Source organism: Paraburkholderia sabiae (genome assembly GCF_030412785.1).
Taxonomy (GTDB): domain Bacteria; phylum Pseudomonadota; class Gammaproteobacteria; order Burkholderiales; family Burkholderiaceae; genus Paraburkholderia; species Paraburkholderia sabiae.
The window spans coordinates 4,362,369-4,378,561 of sequence record NZ_CP125295.1; the positions used below are offsets into that span (position 1 = coordinate 4,362,369).

Below are 16,193 nucleotides of genomic sequence, written 5' to 3' on the forward strand. Positions count from 1 at the left end.
ACAGGCGCGCGACAACAAGGAGACGGTCGATGCAGCAACCTCTGGAGGAGAGGTCCGGCGGCATGCGTGCGCAGTCACGCAGCGCCGACGAGAACGTCGTGTGGTATCGCTCGATCAGCCGCAAGCAGTGGAAGGCGCTGGCCGCATCCAATCTCGGCTGGTTCTTCGACGGCTACGAGACCTACGCGCTCGTTCTGACCGTGGGCGTCGCGCTCGGGCAACTGCTGGCGCCGTCCGCGCACGCGCAGATTCCGTTCTACGCAGGGCTCGTGATCGCATTGACGCTGCTGGGCTGGGGCATCGGCGGACTGATCGGCGGCATCCTGACCGACTATATCGGCCGCAAGCGGATGATGATGCTCGCCATTCTGGCGTACTCGCTCACGACGGGACTGAGCGCGTTGTCGTGGGACTGGGCGTCGTTTGCGGCGCTGCGCTTCGTCGTCGGACTCGCGATGGGTTCCGAGTGGGCGACGGGCACGGCCATGACCGCCGAAATCTGGCCGGACCGTCATCGCGGCAAAGGCGCGGGACTCATGCAATGCGGGCTCGGCACGGGTTTCTTCGTGGCATCGCTGATCTGGCTGTTCGTGAGCGGAATGGGCGAACACGCATGGCGCTACATGTATCTGATCGGCGTGCTGCCAGGGCTCGCGACGTTGTGGATGCGCGCGGGCATCCCCGAGTCGGAACAGTGGGAGCGCGTGAACGCGCAGCGCAAGGCGACGCGCGAACGCAAGAAGGCGGGCGCGGTGCTCGACGACGGTGAACAGGCGCTGACGCGTTTCACGCTGACCGATCTGCTCGCCGATCCGAAGCTGCGCCGCCGTACGTGGATCGCGGTGCTGATGTCGCTCAGCACGACGCTGGGCTGGTGGGGCATCTCGACGTGGGTGCCGCCGTACATCGGCGCAGTCGCGGCGCGCGGCGGCCTGCCTGCGGCGCAATGGGCGAGCTTCGCGGGCATGGCCTATAACATCGGCGCGATCGCCGGCTACATCGGCCTGGGCTTTCTCGCCGATGCCTACGGCCGCAAGCGCGTCACTGCGCTGTTCTTCGCGGTGGCGTTCATCATCACGCCCGTACTGTTCATGTGGACGCACGATGTCGCGTTGCTGCTCGTGGTCGCGTGCGTGTCGGGCTTCTTCAGTCTCGGCCAGTACACTTGGATGCCGACGTGGCTGCCCGAACTCTATCCCACGCGCGTGCGCGGCACCGCGATCGCACTGTGTTTCAACGTTCCGCGTTTTCTGGCATGGACGGGGCCGCTCGTCGCCGGCACGCTGATCGCCCGCTTCGGCGGCTATGGTCATGCGGCCGTCACGGTCGGCTTCATCTATCTCATCGGTCTCGCACTCGTGCCGTTTCTTCCGGAAACGCGCGGCAATCCCCTACCCGAACAGGTCTAACCATGAACTTCATCTTCACCGAAAAAGCGCCGTCGCCCGGCGGCCACTATTCGCAAGCCGTGCAGGCGGGCGGCTTCACGTTCGTCTCGGGCATGCTGCCCGGACCCGGCGTCGCGACCGACGGTCCCGACAATTTCGAACGTCAGGTGCGCGCGACGCTCGCCCACTGCACCAACGTGCTCGCGGAAGCGGGCTGCGAACTGACGGATGTCGTGCAGTGCACGGCCTATATCGTCGACGTGAAGAACTGGCCGGAGTTCAACCGCCTGTACGCGGAGCATTTCGGCGCGCACAAACCGGCGCGCGCGGTCGTGCCCGTGCCGGAACTGCATCATGGCTTTCTCGTCGAGCTGCAGATGGTGGCGCACCGCACAGCCTGAACCGGGGCTTCAAGGAGGAGGCGATGGACAGCATCGACGTGAGCGTGCTGCATGACGCTGTCGGCTGGCTGAAGGCTGGGCGCCGTGTCGTGCTGGTGACGGTGACGCGCACGTGGGGTTCGAGCCCGCGTCCCGTCGGCGCGCTGCTCGCGATGCGCGACGACGGCGTGGTGAGCGGTTCGGTCTCGGGCGGTTGCATCGAGGACGATCTGATGGCGCGCGCCCGCGCACAGCTGCTTGCTGGCGAGCGCCCCGAAGTCGCGACCTACGGCGTCAGCGCCGAGGAAGCACGGCGTTTCGGTCTGCCATGCGGCGGCACGATGCAACTCGTGATCGAACCGCTCGCAGGCGATGCGTCGTTGACGGCCTTGAACGAACTCTGCCATCAGATCGCGGACGGCAATCTGATCGCGCGAGAACTGGATCTGGCGAGCGGCCGTGCGCGGCTGCGGCGTGCAGCGCCGGACGAGCAGCTGCGCTTCGACGGCAAGACGCTCGTGAGCGTGCATGGTCCGCGCTATCGGCTGTTGATTATCGGTGCGGGCGATCTGTCGCGCTTCCTGGCTGTGATTGCGAACGGACTCGGCTATCAGGTGACCGTATGCGACCCGCGCGAGGAGTACGCCGATGCGTGGCCCATTCACGGCGTGCGCCTCGTGCGGACGATGCCCGACGACACGGTGCTCGACATGCGCCTCGACGGACACAGCGCCGTCGTTGCGCTGACCCACGACCCAAAGCTCGACGATCTCGCGCTGATCGACGCGCTGCAGACCGACGCCTTCTATGTCGCGGCCATCGGGTCGCGGCGCAACAGCGACGCGCGGCGCGAGCGGCTCAGGCTGTTCGATCTCGGCGACAGGCAACTCGCGCGACTGCATGGCCCCGCGGGCATCTATATCGGCAGCAGGACGCCACCGGAAATCGCCGTGTCGATCGCGGCGGAAATGACGGCCGCGAAGAATGGCGTGAAGCTGCCGCACGCGCTTGAAGTGGCGCAAGGAAAGCGCGAGCAGGAACCGGGCGCGGTGTGCGCGGCGGCTTTGAGCAGCTAGATCGCGACATCCGGAGCGCGGCTATTCGCACTCCGGTTCCGACATGTCGCGCTGCGAATTGACGATCTGCCACCACTGCTGACGCAGTGCGTCGCGCAGAATCTTGCCGCGCGCGCTGCGCGGCAGCGCCGCGATCATGAAGATCGCCCTGGGCATCTTTTCGCGTGCGAGTTGCTCGCGGCAATGCGCGAGCAACGCCGCTTCGTCCGGCGCGGTGCCCGGCTGCGGCACCACGAAGCACACGGTTTCCTGTCCGTACACGGGGTCCGGCACGCCCAGTGCCGCGACGTCGAGCACCTGCGGATGCGCGCGCACAATCTCTTCGATGTCCTGCGGGACGATCTTGACGCCGCCGCGAATGATGAGATCGTCCATGCGCGCCGCCATCCGCACAAAGCCTTGTGCGTCGCGCGCGGCGATATCGCGCGTGAAGAGCGGCGTACCGCGGATAGGCAGCAACGAGCCGTCGCGTTGCAGCACGCCGAGCGCGAGCTTGGCGCCGTCGACCACGACCTGGCCTTTGACATCGGGTCCGCACGACGCGCCTTCGGAGTCGACGATATCGAACGCAATGTGCGCCGCCGGATAGCCGACCGTGCCGATCTCGCGGCGATGCAGACGGTTGCCGCACATCCATCCCGCTTCCGACGAACCGTACAGGTTGAGGATGCGGATGCCGTACCGCTGCTCGAACCGCTGCCATTGAGCAGGCGAGAGCGGCGCCGTGCTGCATGTCATCGCGCGCAACGAGGCGAACGTGCCGGGCGGCATGTCGAGCGGCGCTTCGAGCAGCATGTTGAGTACCGTCGGTACGCCGGCGCTTACGGTGATCTGGTGGTCGCGAATCCAGTCGCCGAAGCGGCTGCGCGAGAAGCGTCGCGCGATGCACAGCGTCGAGCCCAGTTGCAGGAACGGAATGAAGCTCAGTATCTGCGCCGAATACCAGTCGAACGAACGGTATTCGAGCGTGCGGTCGTCACGAGTCAGGCCGAGCAGGTCGATGCTGTCGAGTCCGTTGAGCCAGTAGCACGTGTGGTCATACACGACGATTTTCGGAATGCCCGTTGTGCCCGACGTGCAGCACATCGAGGCGATATCGTCCGCGTTGGCGATCGTCGCGGCGTCGGGCAACGGCGGTGAGTCGTCGTGTTGTGCCGCATCGTCAGCGAGTGCGGCGAGGGTAATGACGTCGCTGCGCGGATGCGTGTTCGCGCTGTCTCCCGACGCCCATGAAGCAAAGCGCACGACGGGCGCATTCGTGCCCGCTACGGCGGTATCGGCCGCGTCTTCGGGGATCACGACGAGCGTCGGCTGGATGGTGTCGAGCAGCGCGCGAGCCGTCTCATTGCCGACGAACAGCACGTCGAGCGGACACACGATCGCGCCCAGACGCCATGCGCCGAGCCATAGCAGCAGCTTGTCGGGTGCGTCGCAATCGGCGAGCACGATACGCGCGCCCCGCGTGATGCCGCGGCGCGCGAATTGCCGGGCGATCGCATCGACGGAACGGGCAAGCTGTTCGAAGCTCAGGCTGACGCCCTGGTCGACATCGACGATGGCAGGCTTGTCAGGCGTTTCCCGCCGATGCTGTTCGATCAGCCCGGCAGCGGTGCGCCAGATGGGATCGGCTACGGTGTCTCGGGCGCTCGACATGAACTCAGCAAGGCTCCGGCACCGACGGCGCCGTGACGCGGCGTGGCGCCGCTGTGCCGTCGGCGGCACTGTTTTCGCCGAGGCGCGCGAGCGCCCATTCGCGGAACAGTTCGACTTTCTTCGTGCGGGCCTTGTCGTTCGGCGACGAGACGTAATACGCGGAACTGGAAGGCACGCGCACATCGAACGGCGCGACGAGCTTGCCGCTCGCCAGGTCGCCGTCGACGAGCGGCGTGCGGCCGATCGCGATGCCGACGCCATCGACCGCTGCCGCGAGCGATGTCAGCTGCAGATGGAACACCGACTCGCCCGCGAATTCGACGGGCTCGCGCACGGCGGCTTCGAGCCATGCAGGCCAGTCGTCCTGATACATCGAATAGAAGTACGTGCGAATCTGCCGCATGCGTGCGAGGCCTTCCGCGACCGAGCCGAACTTGCCCGCTTCTTCGAGCACGGCGGGCGAGCACACGGGGAAGAACTCCTCGCCGTGCAGACGGTCCGAGCGCGCCGATGCCCAGCGCCCCGAACCATAACGGATGGCGACGTCGTAGCTGTTGCGGTCGAACTCGTTGAACGTGGAACTGGTGGCGACGTGCACCGTGATGTCGGGATACGCGCGCTGGAATTCAGGCAACGCGGGGATCAGGCATTTGACCGCGTAGGTGGGCAGACAGGTGACCGTGAGGACCGTGCTCGGCTTCTTCTTGCGTGCATGCGCCGTGGCCAGCGACAGCAGATTGATGGCCTCGTGCACGGAATCCAGGTACTCGCGTGCCGCCGGCGTCAAGGTGAGGACATTGCGGCGCCGCACGAACAGCTTGATCTCGAGGCGTTCCTCGAGCGTCTTGATCTGATGGCTGATCGCCGTTTGCGTCAGTTCGAGTTCCTGCGCTGCACGGGTGAAGCTGAGGTGTCGCGATGCCGCCTCGAACGCAAGCAAGCTCTGCAGAGAGGGTATGTAGGGTCTCATCTAGATGTCAGCGCAATGCAAGTCACCTGGTAACGGATTGTAGCGGGTTTCCTCTACGCGCTCCGACGCTCTGCGCGGCGCTGCAGAGCCCGCACGAGGCCACACGGCGGCCCAGGTCGAACGCCGCCGGATGCACGGATGATCGACCCGTTATGACCCCTCGCGAAAATGAAACTTTTTCATGCCGGACATGAGAAAAGTTAGTTTGCGCGTGCCGAAAGCGCTCGGGCACTCTTGATCCGGTCGAACGAAGCGTCCTCCATCGGCGCACACGAATCAATTGTTACAAACCCGGAACATCGCGTGTTCAACGGCAAGGCAATGGTCAGCTGTGCGCTCGTGCGAAGCCACGTCGGCACGGCAAGGACAACAAGAAGCGATGCGCGGAATGAGCCGCTGATCGCAGAGAGGAAAACGAACGATGGACATCGATGTACTGGAAAACCCGTTTCTTGCCAGCCTCGGCATGACGCGTACCGACTGGCGCGAAGGCTACGCGGAGTTCTGCCTCGACCTGCAACCGGAACTGCTGAATCGCCAGCGCGTGCTGCAGGGCGGCGTGGTCGCCACGCTGCTCGACGCGGCATGCGGATACGCGGGACTGTATAGCGCCGATCCGCAGCGGCCGATTCACGGCGTGACGCTGTCGCTGACGCTGAACTTCCTCGACAAGGGCGTGGGCACCACGCTGATCGGCAAGGGCTTTCTCGAACGCAAGGGGCGCTCGATCTTCTTCGCGCGCGGCGAAGCGTGGATCGATTCGACAACGCTGATTGCCACTGCGCAAGGCACGTTCAAGTACGCGGGCGGATATGGACGGCGCGAACCGTCGGGCGCACGCGGGGGCGAACTCGACTGACGGGCGGCAGCACGTGGACAGCGCATGGGCAGCGCATGAATCGTTCTCATCCGTGACATGAACGATGGTCGTTTGCGCGGCGTAGGGCATTGCTTCAATGTTGCAGCACGAGAACAACCACCTTGTTTGGAATCGGAGCAAGACGCTGCTCGACAGGAGACACAGGACGTGACACAGGGTTCGAATACTCACTCGCTGGATCTGCGCGCATGGCTGGACGAGGCGCGCGCGCTCGATGAACTGGCCGACGTATCGGGTGCCGACTGGAATCTGGAACTGGGCGCCATCAGCGAGCTGAATGTGAAGAAGGCGCGTCCCGCCGCGCTGCTGTTCGACGATATCCCCGGCTATCCCAGCGGACATCGCGTGCTGACATGCAGCACCGCGAGTCCCGCGCGCCTTTCCTCGATTCTGCGCGTCGGGCATCAGGCGGACCATCGCGCACTCGTGGAGACGCTGCGCGGCAAGCCGAAGCAATGGCAGGCGCACGCACCCGAATACGCGCCCGTGACGGTTGCGGGCGGTCCTGTGTTCGACAACGTCCAGTCGGGCGCCGACGTCGATCTCTTTTCGTTTCCCGCGCCGCTGTGGCATGAGAAGGACGGCGGACGATACATCGGCACGGGTTGCATGGTCGTGACGAAGGATCTCGACTCCGACTGGATCAACGTCGGCACCTATCGCGTGATGATTCACGACAGGAACCACGTCGGCCTCGACATGATTCCCGGCAAGCACGGCGCCATCCAGTACGACAAGCACATGAAAGCGGGCAAGCCGTTCCCGGTCGCGATCGTGATCGGCTGCGATCCGCTCGGCTATCTGATCTCGGGCATCGAAGTGCCGTTCGGCATGTGCGAGTACAACTACATCGGCGCGATCCTGAAGCAGCCCGTTTCCGTGGTGAAGGGGCAGTTGACGGACCTGCCGTTCCCGTCCGCATCGGAGATCGTGATCGAGGGCTACGCGCATCCCGGCGACGTGAGGATAGAAGGACCGTTCGGCGAATTTCACGGCTATTACCCGGGCAAGGCGGAGACCGCGCCCGTCGTGACCATCGAGCGCATCTACTACCGCAACAACCCGATCATCATGGGCAGCCCGCCCGCCAAGCCGCCCAACGACTATTCGTATTCGAAGGCGGTGATGCGCTCGGCACTGCTCGTCGATGCATTGCAGGCGGCGGGCGTGCCGGATGTCGTTGGCGTGTGGGCACATGAAATCGGCGGCGCGCGCATGTTCAACGTCGTGGCGATCCGCCAGCGCTACGCGGGCCACGCGCGCCAGGCGGGACACATTCTCAGCCAGTGCGGCGTCGGTGCATACATGTCGCGCTATTCGATCGTGGTCGACGAGGATATCGATCCGTCGAATCTGCAGGAAGTGATGTGGGCCGTCGCCACCCGCACTGATCCCGACATCGATATCGACATCGTCAGGCGCGGGATGGGTTCGAAGAACGATCCGATGTCGATTGCGAACCCGTACAAGGCGCCGTTCAACTCGAAGGCGGTCATCGACGCGTGTCGTCCGTTCGATTTTCTGCACGAGTTTCCGCAGGTCGCGGAAGCCAGCAAGGAACTGCAGGAAAAGACGCGCGCGAAATGGCAACACATTCTGGGCTGACGCCGCACGACGCGGCATGAAGCGGCGCGCGACGCGCCATATACCGATCATGCAGGCCGCCGCCATTTGCGGCGCGCTGGATTGCGCGCCATCGACGGCGGCCGGAAAGGAGAATTGCACATGGAACTGACAGGCGAACAGATTCTGCCGCTGCCGCGCGAACGCGTATGGGCTGCGTTGAACGATCCGGAGATTCTCAAGGCGTCGGTGCCGGGCTGCGAGTCGTTCGAACGCGTCGACGACAACCAGTTTCAGATGGTGATGGCGGCGACGGTCGGCCCTATCAAGGCGCGCTTCAAGGGCAAGATGATGCTGACCGATCTGCAGCCGCCGCAATCGTATTCGATGACCTTCGAAGGATCGGGCGGCGCGGCCGGGTTCGGCAAGGGAGGCGCGCACGTCGATCTGCTGACGGACGGCGGCGGCACGCGTCTCGTGTACCGGTCGCACGCGCAGGTCGGCGGCCGTCTCGCACAGGTCGGCGCGCGGCTGATCGACGGGGTCGCGCGCAAGATGGCCGAAGATTTCTTTGGCCGCTTCACGGAGGCCGTCGTCGGGCCGCAGGCACAGGCATCGGCAGAAGATGCAGCGACGGCAGCCGATGCCGCGTCGGACGGCTCGACCGTCCACGCATCGCCCGACGTCAGGCAGCATGCATCGGCGAAAAGCACGCAGGGCGCCAGCAGCAAAACACTGACGTGGGCATTGGGCCTCGTCGTCGTCATCGCGCTGGTCGCCGTGTACGCATTGCATTGACCAGAACGACGGGGAGAGGAGACGACAATGCAGGAAAGCAATGCGCTGCATGACGCGGTGAGAGAAGGAGCCGCGCAGAATGCAGCCGTTCATGCGACGGCAGACGCGGCGGAAGCGGCGCTGATCCGGCGGATCGAGAGCGTGCCGTTCTCGCGATGGCATACGAAGGCGCGCATCATCATTGGCAGCGCGACATTCTTCGACGCCTTCGATGCGCTGTCGATCGCGTTCGTGCTGCCCGTGCTGATCGGTCTGTGGCATATCGAGCCGCTCGAAATCGGTGTGCTGATCGGCGCGAGCTATATCGGGCAATTCGTTGGCGCGCTGATCTTCGGCTGGTATGCGGAGCGGCACGGGCGGATCCGCAGCGCGACCATCTCGATTGCAATCATGTCCGTGATGAGCATGGGCTGCGCGATGAGCGGCAGCTTCGCGATGCTGCTCGTGTGCCGCTTCGTGCAGGGCATCGGCGTCGGCGGCGAGATGCCCGTGGCGGCGACGTACATCAGCGAGCTGTCGAACGCACATGGGCGCGGCAAATACTTTCTGCTGTACGAACTCATCTTCCCCGTTGGATTGATGGCGACGGGGCAGGTTGGGGCGTGGCTCGTTCCTGTGATCGGATGGAAGGTCATGTTCTGGATCGGTGCAGTGCCAGGCCTGATCATCACGCTGCTTGTCGCACGCTTGCCAGAATCGCCGCGCTGGCTGATTTCAAAAGGGCGCCTCGACGAAGCCGACACCGTCGTCAAGGCGATGGAAGCGAGCACCGATCGCCGCATCGCACCGAGTCACAGAAAACAGCCCGGGAATGCCGGCGTAAATGCACGCGCAGGCTGGCGCGAACTGCTGTCACCGTTTTACCGCGGACGGACGCTCGTTGTGTGGGCGCTGTGGGCGAGTGCGTTCTTCATCGCGAACAGTCTGAACAACTGGCTGCCTACGCTGTACCGTTCGCTTTATCACCTGCCGTTGCAGACGGCACTGCGCGCCGCATCGATGACGAACGTCGCGCAGGTCGCGTTGCTGCTCGTCTGCGCGTATGTGATCGATCGCGTCGGGCGCCGGAACTGGACCGTGGCGGCTTTCTGCCTCGCCGCCGTGCTGTTTGCGTGCCTCGGTCTGTTCGGCGCGCACGACGTATGGAGCGCGATGGTGCTCGGCACATTGAGCTATGGACTCGTCGGTTCGATCGCGGCCGTGCTCTATCTCTACACGCCCGAGGTCTACCCGACCCGAATGCGCGCAACCAGCACCGGACTCGCGACGTCATGGCTGCGGCTGGCATCGGCCGTCGGACCATCGCTTGCCGGATTGCTGCTGCACAAGCACGGCATCGCTTCAGTGTTCGTGATGTTTGCGCTAGTGGCCGTGTTCGGCGCGCTCTGCGCGATGAAGATGACCGAGACACGCGAGCGAAGCCTGGAAGAAATCGCACCTTAGCTAAAGCGATCCCTGTTTTCAGCGTTTTTCCAGCAAAGGAGCACGACGAAACAGCGAACATGAACCGGGCGTGAGACGCGCTAACGCGTCTGTCATCGACTGTAACGAGTTGCGCTTCGCAGTTGCGTCGCGTGTGGCGCGTTGTACCCGTTTCTGGGGGTAAGATGGGGTTTACGCTAAAGCCCTATCGGAGGCCACCATGAAACTCATTGCAAATGCTGCGGCACTTTCCGCAGCCTTGCTGTTGCCGTTTGCCGCGTACGCACAATCAACGGCACCGCTCACGCGCGACCAGGTCCGGCAGCAGATTATCGAAATCGAGAATGCGGGCTACAACCCGTCGACGTCGGATCCCACTGCCTATCCCGAGAACATCCAGGCAGCGCAGAGACGTCTCGACGCGCTCAAGGCGAACGGCGGCTACGGTGGCGTCGCCGCCGCTTCGGTCAGTTCCGGATCAGGGCGAACGTTTTATCAGGGCGATGATTCTCAGTAACAGCGCAAATCAGTGCATTGTTGACAGTACATCGCGTGAACGAGGGACGCGACCTCGCATTCTTTAGCGCTATCGTCATGGCGGGCACAAGGCACCGGAAGTCCGAGCCTTGCACCACGCAATCCGATCGTTCGCGCCATGTACCGATCTCTCCTGGCGAAGCAGCCATGGAGAGCAGGGAACGCTGTATTCCTGAGCTTTGGCAGCTTAGCCCGGCAGGCAATCAGTCCACATAGCGCAGTCCCGCTTTCTCGAGCGGACCGCGCATGTTGTACATGTCGAGGCCGAGCACGCCCGACGCCAGCTTCGCGCGCTTCTCTTCCTCAAAAGCCTCCCGCGCCACAGCCTTTTCCAGCACCTGTGCCGCCAGTGCCTCGGGTACCGCAACCACGCCATCGTCATCGGCCACGATGACGTCGCCCGGATGCACCAGCCCGCCCGCGCACACGACAGGAACGTTCACCGAACCGAGCGTCGCCTTCACCGTGCCCTTCGACGAAATCGCCTTGCTCCACACGGGAAACTGCATGTCGGTGAGCACACGCACATCGCGCACGCCGCCGTCGATGATCAGCGCACGCGCGCCGCGCGCCTTGAAGCTCGTCGCCAGCAGGTCGCCGAAGAAGCCGTCCGTGTTGTCCGTCGTGCAGGCCGCGACGACGACATCGCCCGGCTGGATCTGTTCGGCGGCGACGTGCAGCATCCAGTTGTCGCCCGGCTGCAGCAGCACCGTGACGGCCGTGCCGCCGACCTGCGCGCCCGAATAGATCGGACGCATGTACGGCTTCAGCAGACCGACGCGTCCCATTGCCTCATGCACCGTCGCGCTGCCGAGCGCGCCGAGTTTCGCCGCGACGTTGCCGTCCGCGCGTTTGATGTTGCGATACACCACTCCGAGTTCGTACATGTTCACTTTCCTTGAGCTTTGAGCGCGGCATCGAGACGCGGATACACGCGCCGTGCGTTGCCTTCGTAGATCTTGTAGCGCTGTTCGGGATTCATGTCGGCGGCTTCGACGTAGCGCTTCGTATCGTCGAAATAGTGGCCCGTCTGCGGATCGATACCGCGCACCGCGCCGATCATCTCGCTCGCGAACAGGATGTTGTCGACGGGAATCACGTTCGTGAGCAGATCGATGCCCGGCTGGTGATACACGCAGGTATCGAAGAAGATGTTGTTGAGCAGATGCTCCTGCAACGGCGGCTTCTTCATTTCCTGCGCGAGTCCGCGGAAACGGCCCCAGTGATACGGCACCGCGCCGCCGCCGTGCGGAATCACGAAACGCAGCGTCGGGAAATCGCGGAACAGGTCCGACGTCAGGCATTGCATGAACGCGGTCGTGTCGGCGTTCAGATAGTGCGCGCCCGTCGTGTGGAAGCAGGCGTTGCAGCTCGTGCTGACGTGCACCATCGCGGGAATGTCGTACTCGACCATCTTTTCGTAGATCGGATACCAGTAGCGGTCGGACAGCGGTGGGCTCGTCCAGTGACCGCCCGACGGATCGGGATTCAGATTGATCGCGACATTGCCGTACTGCTCGACGCACTTCACGAGTTCGGGAATGCAGGTGGCAACGTCCACGCCGGGGCTTTGCGGCAGCATCGCGGCGGGAATGAAATGCTCGGGAAACAGCTGGCTCACGCGATAGCACAGCTCATTGCAGATTGCGGCCCATGTGCTCGAGACTTCGAAGTCGCCGATGTGATGCGCCATGAAACTCGCGCGCGGACTGAACACGGTCAGGTCGAGACCGCGCTCGCGCATCAGACGCAACTGGTTCTGCTCGATCGATTCGCGCAGCTCGTCGTCGGTGATGTGCAGTTCGGACGCCTTCGGCATGTCCGACGGATTATTGATGCCAGCAATCTGGCGGTTGCGCCACGCTTCCAGCGCTTTTGGCGCGGTCGTGTAGTGGCCGTGAATGTCGATGATCAATTGCGTGCTCCTGCCTGAAGTACGTTGCGCCGCGCTTCTTCTGCCGCGCTAGAAAAGATGATTGATACCCACTGTGACAGCCGTCTGGCTCGATGCGCCCGCCGGGTTCAGCGTGCTGACCACGGCATGCCGGTATGACGTGTAGTCGCCTTCGGCATAGAGTGTGGTGCGCTTCGAGAGCAGATAGGCGAGCGACAGAACGGATAGCCCACGTCGCCCCGATTTGTCGGTGGACACGTTGGTCTGGTAGTACGCGCCGCGAAACACGAGATAGGGCGTCACCGTCCATGCGATGCCGCCGAAGCCATTGTTCGTGACCATATGCGGCGCACCCTGATTCTGCTGGTCTTCCGACATGAAGCCGCCAGATACGCGAACGGGACCAAGCTGGTAGCTTGCGCCGACCATGTAGTAGCTGTCGCCGACATAGGACTTGCCCACGAGCAGATTGCGATGGCCCAATACGCCGCCTATGCCGATGGGACCGGTCGTATAGTTCAGGCCGACCGAGCGCGCTGCGCCGCTGCTGAAGTCGCCTGCCACGCCGCCGAACGAGTTGTCCACTTCCAGAAGCACCGGTCCGAAGTTGTTCCTGTACTTCACGTCGTTGTTGTTGCGCGTTCCGTTCGATGCCACAGTCAAAGGGATGATCGGCGTGAAGTGGAAGCCGTACGGATCATAGAAACTGATGATGTCGTGCGCGATCGTGTACTGACGACCAAGATCGAGCGAGCCATATTTTTGGTGGCCGATGCCCACGAACGACTGCCGGTTGAACTCCGTGCCCGTCGTGTTATCGAACTGGCCGTTGCCGAGATTGAAACCGCTCTCGAGCAGAAAGTGCGCATTCCATCCGCCGCCGAGGTCTTCTTTTGCGCGGAAGTCCAGCTTGTTCGAGCTAAAGTAGCCGTTCGAATTCATCGTCGTAACCGAGCCGCCTCCGGCAGCCGCATTGGTCTGGTGACGAACGCCGCCATCGACGGTGCCGTACAGCTGTACGCTCGATTGCGCATGCACGGGTGTCGTCGCGAGCATGCCGATCGTCGTCGATACACTCAGCCCCATTCCGATGCGGTTCTTCCACTTGCTTCTCACAGCTGTCTCCTGTCGTTGATGTTTTATCTCTGGGCGACGGTTCTTCACTTGATCTACCGTCTCCGTCGCCACGTTCGCGGCGTTTTAATAATATGTATGCCTAAGTAATAATTTTGATTGAACGGACAGTTTTAGCGGACGGCGCACACGTGCTCGCGCCGTCCGGGCTTTCAACTTCCTGCAGAACCGCCAGTCGATTGTTTCAGGACACTCATCGACGTATCGGCGGGTCTGAAGCCGGTTTTCAGTTCGCTGCGCAGCGCGGTTCGGTCGAGCGCCTTTTCCCAGTTCGCGACCACGATCGTCGCGACGCTATTGCCGACGATGTTCGTAAATACAAAGGCGCTGGAAAGAGCCTTGTGGATGCCGAGAATCAGCGCGATCGATTCGACGGGAATCGTGTTCGATGCCGCGAGCGTTGCGGCGAGCACGGCGATTGCAGCACCCGATACGCCCGCTGCCCCCTTCGATGTCAGCAGCAGTACGGCAAGCAGCACCAGCTGATCGTGCCAGCTCATCGGGGTATTGGTGGCCTGCGCAAGAAACACGGCGGCCGCGGCAAAATACAGACAGGTACCGTCGTGGTTGAACGTGTATGCAGTCGGAAGCACGAGTCCCACGACGGACTTCTCGCAGCCGAGGCGTTCGAGCTTGTCGATCAGTTGCGGAAAAACGGTCTCGGACGAACTCGTGCCGATCACGAGCAACAACTCCGCGCCGATATAGCGCATCAGCCGCATCAGGCTGAAACCGTTCACCTTCGCGATCGGCCAGAGAATCAGCAGGATGAAGAGCGCGCAGGTCAGATAGAACTCGAGGATCAGCTTGCCGAGCGAGATCAACGTGCCGAAGCCGAACTTGCTGACCGTGAAGGCGATTGCGCCGAATGCCGCAAGCGGGGCGATCTTCATCGTCAGGCCGATGATCCAGAAGAGGGCGCCCGATACCGAATCGATCATGTCCATCGCCGGGCGCGCACGCTCGCCGATTGCCGCGAGACCAAACGCGAACAGCACCGAGAAGAAGAGCACCTGGAGCACGTCGCCGCCCGCAAATGCGCTGATGGCCGTATGCGGGATCACGTTCAGCAGAAACTCGCTGGTCGTGACGACGTGATGAGCCTTCGCGACATACACGTCGACGGCGGACGAATGCACGCCGTGCATGTCGACGTTCATGCCCACGCCGGGCTTCAGCACGTTGATGACGACCAGTCCGAGCACGAGTGCGAGCGACGTCACGACCTCGAAGTAGAACAGTGCCTTGATCGCGACGCGGCCCACTTTCTTGAAGTCGTTCACCCCTGCGATGCCGCTGCACACGGTACAGAAGATGATGGGCCCGATCAGCATCTGGATGATACGGATGAACGCATCGCCGACCGGCTGCAGGTTGATGCCGAACTTCGGGAACCAGTAGCCGACGGCGACGCCGAGCGCCATGCCGGCGAGTACCTGGAAAGACAGGTCGCGATAGAACGGCTGGCGTCCCCGGGGTTTCGATGCGGCCTTGCCGGGCAAGCTCATGATGTCTCCTTCTGGAACAGCGGCGAATTTGAATTCGCTTGAGTGATTGAAGCGGCTTGTGTCGGACTAGCGTGCAGCGTCGCCGAGTATGTCGAGGCAGTCCGCGAAAATTTCGTCGACGCTCAGTTTGCGCGGCAAAAGTTGCTGGCTTTCGCAGAACGCGAGCGTCTCTTCGAGGGGACCTCGCAGCGCGTCGATACCGAACAGGAGCGGGTCGGGCTTGCTCGCGTCGCGTTCGTGCGCCACCGACTGTTTGCCTCGCAGCAGCAGGTCATACACGGCGCGGACGGCCTCGGGATGCTGTTCGGCCAGCGCCTTCGTGACCACGACGACGTGATTGACGGGTACATACTCGTGGATGCCGTACCACGCGCGATCGGCGGCCACTGCATCTTCGATCAGCGGCACAAGGCCTTCCTCGTCAGGCAGATCGTTGCCGAGGATCGCGGCATCGAGTTCGCCTGCGCGCAGCATCGGCAGCAGCGACTCGCCAGGCTGTGCACGCCGGACGAATACCGGCTCGCGGTATTCCTCCAGATGCGAGCCTTCGAACGTAATCCATTCGATTCTGTCGATGGGCACCCCATACGTCTGCGCGAGAATCGCACGCACCCACATGCCTGTCGTTTGCGAATACGCACGCACGCCGATGCGCTTGCCTTCGAGATCGTCGACGCTCAGCCGGCCGTGTTGCGCATTATAGATAATGCACTTCTGCTGAAAGCGCGCGGCGACGACGGCGGGCAGCAGCACGACAGGCTTGCCGTACGCCTTGGCTTGCAGATACGTCACGATGGCCAGTTCGCTGACGTCGAACGCCTGCTTGCGCGCCATCGGCGCGAAAGCTCGATGAATGGGCTCGACGTCCTCGAACACGAGTTCGACGGCGGGATCCGTCAATTCACCCGATTTCAGCGCGCGCGTATGCGGATAGGTCATCAGCGCGGTTTTCAGGCGCAGCGGTTGCGTTGCGGTGCTCATGTAGAAGTT

15 protein-coding genes are annotated in these 16,193 nt (G+C 63.1%); 8 read left to right on the plus strand and 7 right to left on the minus strand.

Features of this window, described 5'->3' with window-relative positions; genetic code table 11:
- Positions 1-29 precede the first annotated feature (29 nt).
- The 3 genes from QEN71_RS19580 to QEN71_RS19590 are packed head-to-tail and all read left to right on the plus strand — an operon-like array spanning position 30 to position 2,844.
- Positions 30-1,409: an MFS transporter gene (locus tag QEN71_RS19580; RefSeq protein WP_201650450.1), complete on the plus strand. Its 1,380-nt coding sequence runs from the start codon at positions 30-32 to the stop codon at positions 1,407-1,409.
- 2 nt (positions 1,410-1,411) lie between these two features.
- The gene (locus tag QEN71_RS19585; RefSeq protein WP_201650449.1) at positions 1,412-1,789 is read left to right on the plus strand and encodes a RidA family protein; all 378 of its coding nucleotides are present in this window, start codon (positions 1,412-1,414) and stop codon (positions 1,787-1,789) included.
- A gap of 23 nt (positions 1,790-1,812) precedes the next feature.
- Positions 1,813-2,844 carry an XdhC family protein gene (locus QEN71_RS19590; protein WP_201650448.1) on the plus strand — a complete coding sequence of 344 codons (1,032 nt, stop codon included), beginning with the start codon at positions 1,813-1,815 and terminating at the stop codon, positions 2,842-2,844.
- Positions 2,845-2,865: 21 nt separating this feature from the next.
- Here QEN71_RS19590 and QEN71_RS19595 read toward each other — a convergent pair whose 3' ends face one another.
- On the minus strand, positions 2,866-4,497 hold the full coding sequence (locus QEN71_RS19595; protein ID WP_201650447.1) for a class I adenylate-forming enzyme family protein: 1,632 nt from the start codon (positions 4,495-4,497) through the stop codon (positions 2,866-2,868).
- A gap of 4 nt (positions 4,498-4,501) precedes the next feature.
- On the minus strand, positions 4,502-5,467 hold the full coding sequence (locus tag QEN71_RS19600) for a LysR substrate-binding domain-containing protein (RefSeq protein ID WP_201650446.1): 966 nt from the start codon (positions 5,465-5,467) through the stop codon (positions 4,502-4,504).
- Between the two features lie 421 nt (positions 5,468-5,888).
- Between QEN71_RS19600 and QEN71_RS19605 the strand changes: the two genes are divergently transcribed.
- The 5 genes from QEN71_RS19605 to QEN71_RS19625 all read left to right on the plus strand — a co-directional run bounded on the left by QEN71_RS19605 (position 5,889) and on the right by QEN71_RS19625 (position 10,647).
- Complete coding sequence (locus tag QEN71_RS19605; RefSeq protein WP_201650445.1) at positions 5,889-6,326, plus strand: PaaI family thioesterase; 438 nt, start codon at positions 5,889-5,891, stop codon at positions 6,324-6,326.
- A gap of 168 nt (positions 6,327-6,494) precedes the next feature.
- Positions 6,495-7,952, plus strand: coding sequence for a UbiD family decarboxylase (locus QEN71_RS19610; RefSeq protein WP_201650444.1), 1,458 nt, complete (start codon positions 6,495-6,497; stop codon positions 7,950-7,952).
- A 120-nt stretch (positions 7,953-8,072) separates the two neighbouring features.
- On the plus strand, positions 8,073-8,708 hold the full coding sequence (locus tag QEN71_RS19615) for an SRPBCC family protein (protein ID WP_201650443.1): 636 nt from the start codon (positions 8,073-8,075) through the stop codon (positions 8,706-8,708).
- A gap of 27 nt (positions 8,709-8,735) precedes the next feature.
- On the plus strand, positions 8,736-10,151 hold the full coding sequence (locus QEN71_RS19620) for an MFS transporter (protein ID WP_201650442.1): 1,416 nt from the start codon (positions 8,736-8,738) through the stop codon (positions 10,149-10,151).
- A gap of 199 nt (positions 10,152-10,350) precedes the next feature.
- The gene (locus QEN71_RS19625) at positions 10,351-10,647 is read left to right on the plus strand and encodes a DUF4148 domain-containing protein (protein ID WP_201650441.1); all 297 of its coding nucleotides are present in this window, start codon (positions 10,351-10,353) and stop codon (positions 10,645-10,647) included.
- 223 nt (positions 10,648-10,870) lie between these two features.
- On the opposite strand, the gene ligK is transcribed toward QEN71_RS19625, so the two are convergent.
- The 5 genes from ligK to QEN71_RS19650 form a co-directional block, all read right to left on the minus strand.
- On the minus strand, positions 10,871-11,554 hold the full coding sequence (ligK, locus tag QEN71_RS19630) for a 4-carboxy-4-hydroxy-2-oxoadipate aldolase/oxaloacetate decarboxylase (protein ID WP_201650440.1): 684 nt from the start codon (positions 11,552-11,554) through the stop codon (positions 10,871-10,873).
- Positions 11,555-11,556: 2 nt separating this feature from the next.
- Positions 11,557-12,582: an amidohydrolase family protein gene (locus QEN71_RS19635; protein WP_201647457.1), complete on the minus strand. Its 1,026-nt coding sequence runs from the start codon at positions 12,580-12,582 to the stop codon at positions 11,557-11,559.
- A gap of 48 nt (positions 12,583-12,630) precedes the next feature.
- A complete protein-coding gene (locus QEN71_RS19640) occupies positions 12,631-13,677 on the minus strand; it encodes a porin (protein ID WP_201650439.1) in 1,047 nt (348 codons plus the stop codon).
- Between the two features lie 170 nt (positions 13,678-13,847).
- On the minus strand, positions 13,848-15,203 hold the full coding sequence (dctA, locus tag QEN71_RS19645; protein WP_201650438.1) for a C4-dicarboxylate transporter DctA: 1,356 nt from the start codon (positions 15,201-15,203) through the stop codon (positions 13,848-13,850).
- 66 nt (positions 15,204-15,269) lie between these two features.
- On the minus strand, positions 15,270-16,184 hold the full coding sequence (locus QEN71_RS19650) for a substrate-binding domain-containing protein (protein ID WP_201650437.1): 915 nt from the start codon (positions 16,182-16,184) through the stop codon (positions 15,270-15,272).
- Between the last annotated feature and the right edge of the window lie 9 nt (positions 16,185-16,193).

Excerpts from the sequence above, each read along its gene's own strand:
- QEN71_RS19585 (WP_201650449.1), top strand. The coding sequence starts at position 1,412 with ATGAACTTCATCTTCACCGAAAAAGCGCCGTCGCCCGGCGGCCACTAT.
- QEN71_RS19580 (WP_201650450.1), top strand. The coding sequence starts at position 30 with ATGCAGCAACCTCTGGAGGAGAGGTCCGGCGGCATGCGTGCGCAGTCA.
- QEN71_RS19590 (WP_201650448.1), top strand. The coding sequence starts at position 1,813 with ATGGACAGCATCGACGTGAGCGTGCTGCATGACGCTGTCGGCTGGCTG.
- QEN71_RS19620 (WP_201650442.1), top strand. The coding sequence starts at position 8,736 with ATGCAGGAAAGCAATGCGCTGCATGACGCGGTGAGAGAAGGAGCCGCG.
- QEN71_RS19605 (WP_201650445.1), top strand. The coding sequence starts at position 5,889 with ATGGACATCGATGTACTGGAAAACCCGTTTCTTGCCAGCCTCGGCATG.
- ligK (WP_201650440.1), bottom strand. The coding sequence starts at position 11,554 with ATGTACGAACTCGGAGTGGTGTATCGCAACATCAAACGCGCGGACGGC.
- QEN71_RS19615 (WP_201650443.1), top strand. The coding sequence starts at position 8,073 with ATGGAACTGACAGGCGAACAGATTCTGCCGCTGCCGCGCGAACGCGTA.
- QEN71_RS19600 (WP_201650446.1), bottom strand. The coding sequence starts at position 5,467 with ATGAGACCCTACATACCCTCTCTGCAGAGCTTGCTTGCGTTCGAGGCG.
- QEN71_RS19595 (WP_201650447.1), bottom strand. The coding sequence starts at position 4,497 with ATGTCGAGCGCCCGAGACACCGTAGCCGATCCCATCTGGCGCACCGCT.
- dctA (WP_201650438.1), bottom strand. The coding sequence starts at position 15,203 with ATGAGCTTGCCCGGCAAGGCCGCATCGAAACCCCGGGGACGCCAGCCG.
- QEN71_RS19650 (WP_201650437.1), bottom strand. The coding sequence starts at position 16,184 with ATGAGCACCGCAACGCAACCGCTGCGCCTGAAAACCGCGCTGATGACC.
- QEN71_RS19625 (WP_201650441.1), top strand. The coding sequence starts at position 10,351 with ATGAAACTCATTGCAAATGCTGCGGCACTTTCCGCAGCCTTGCTGTTG.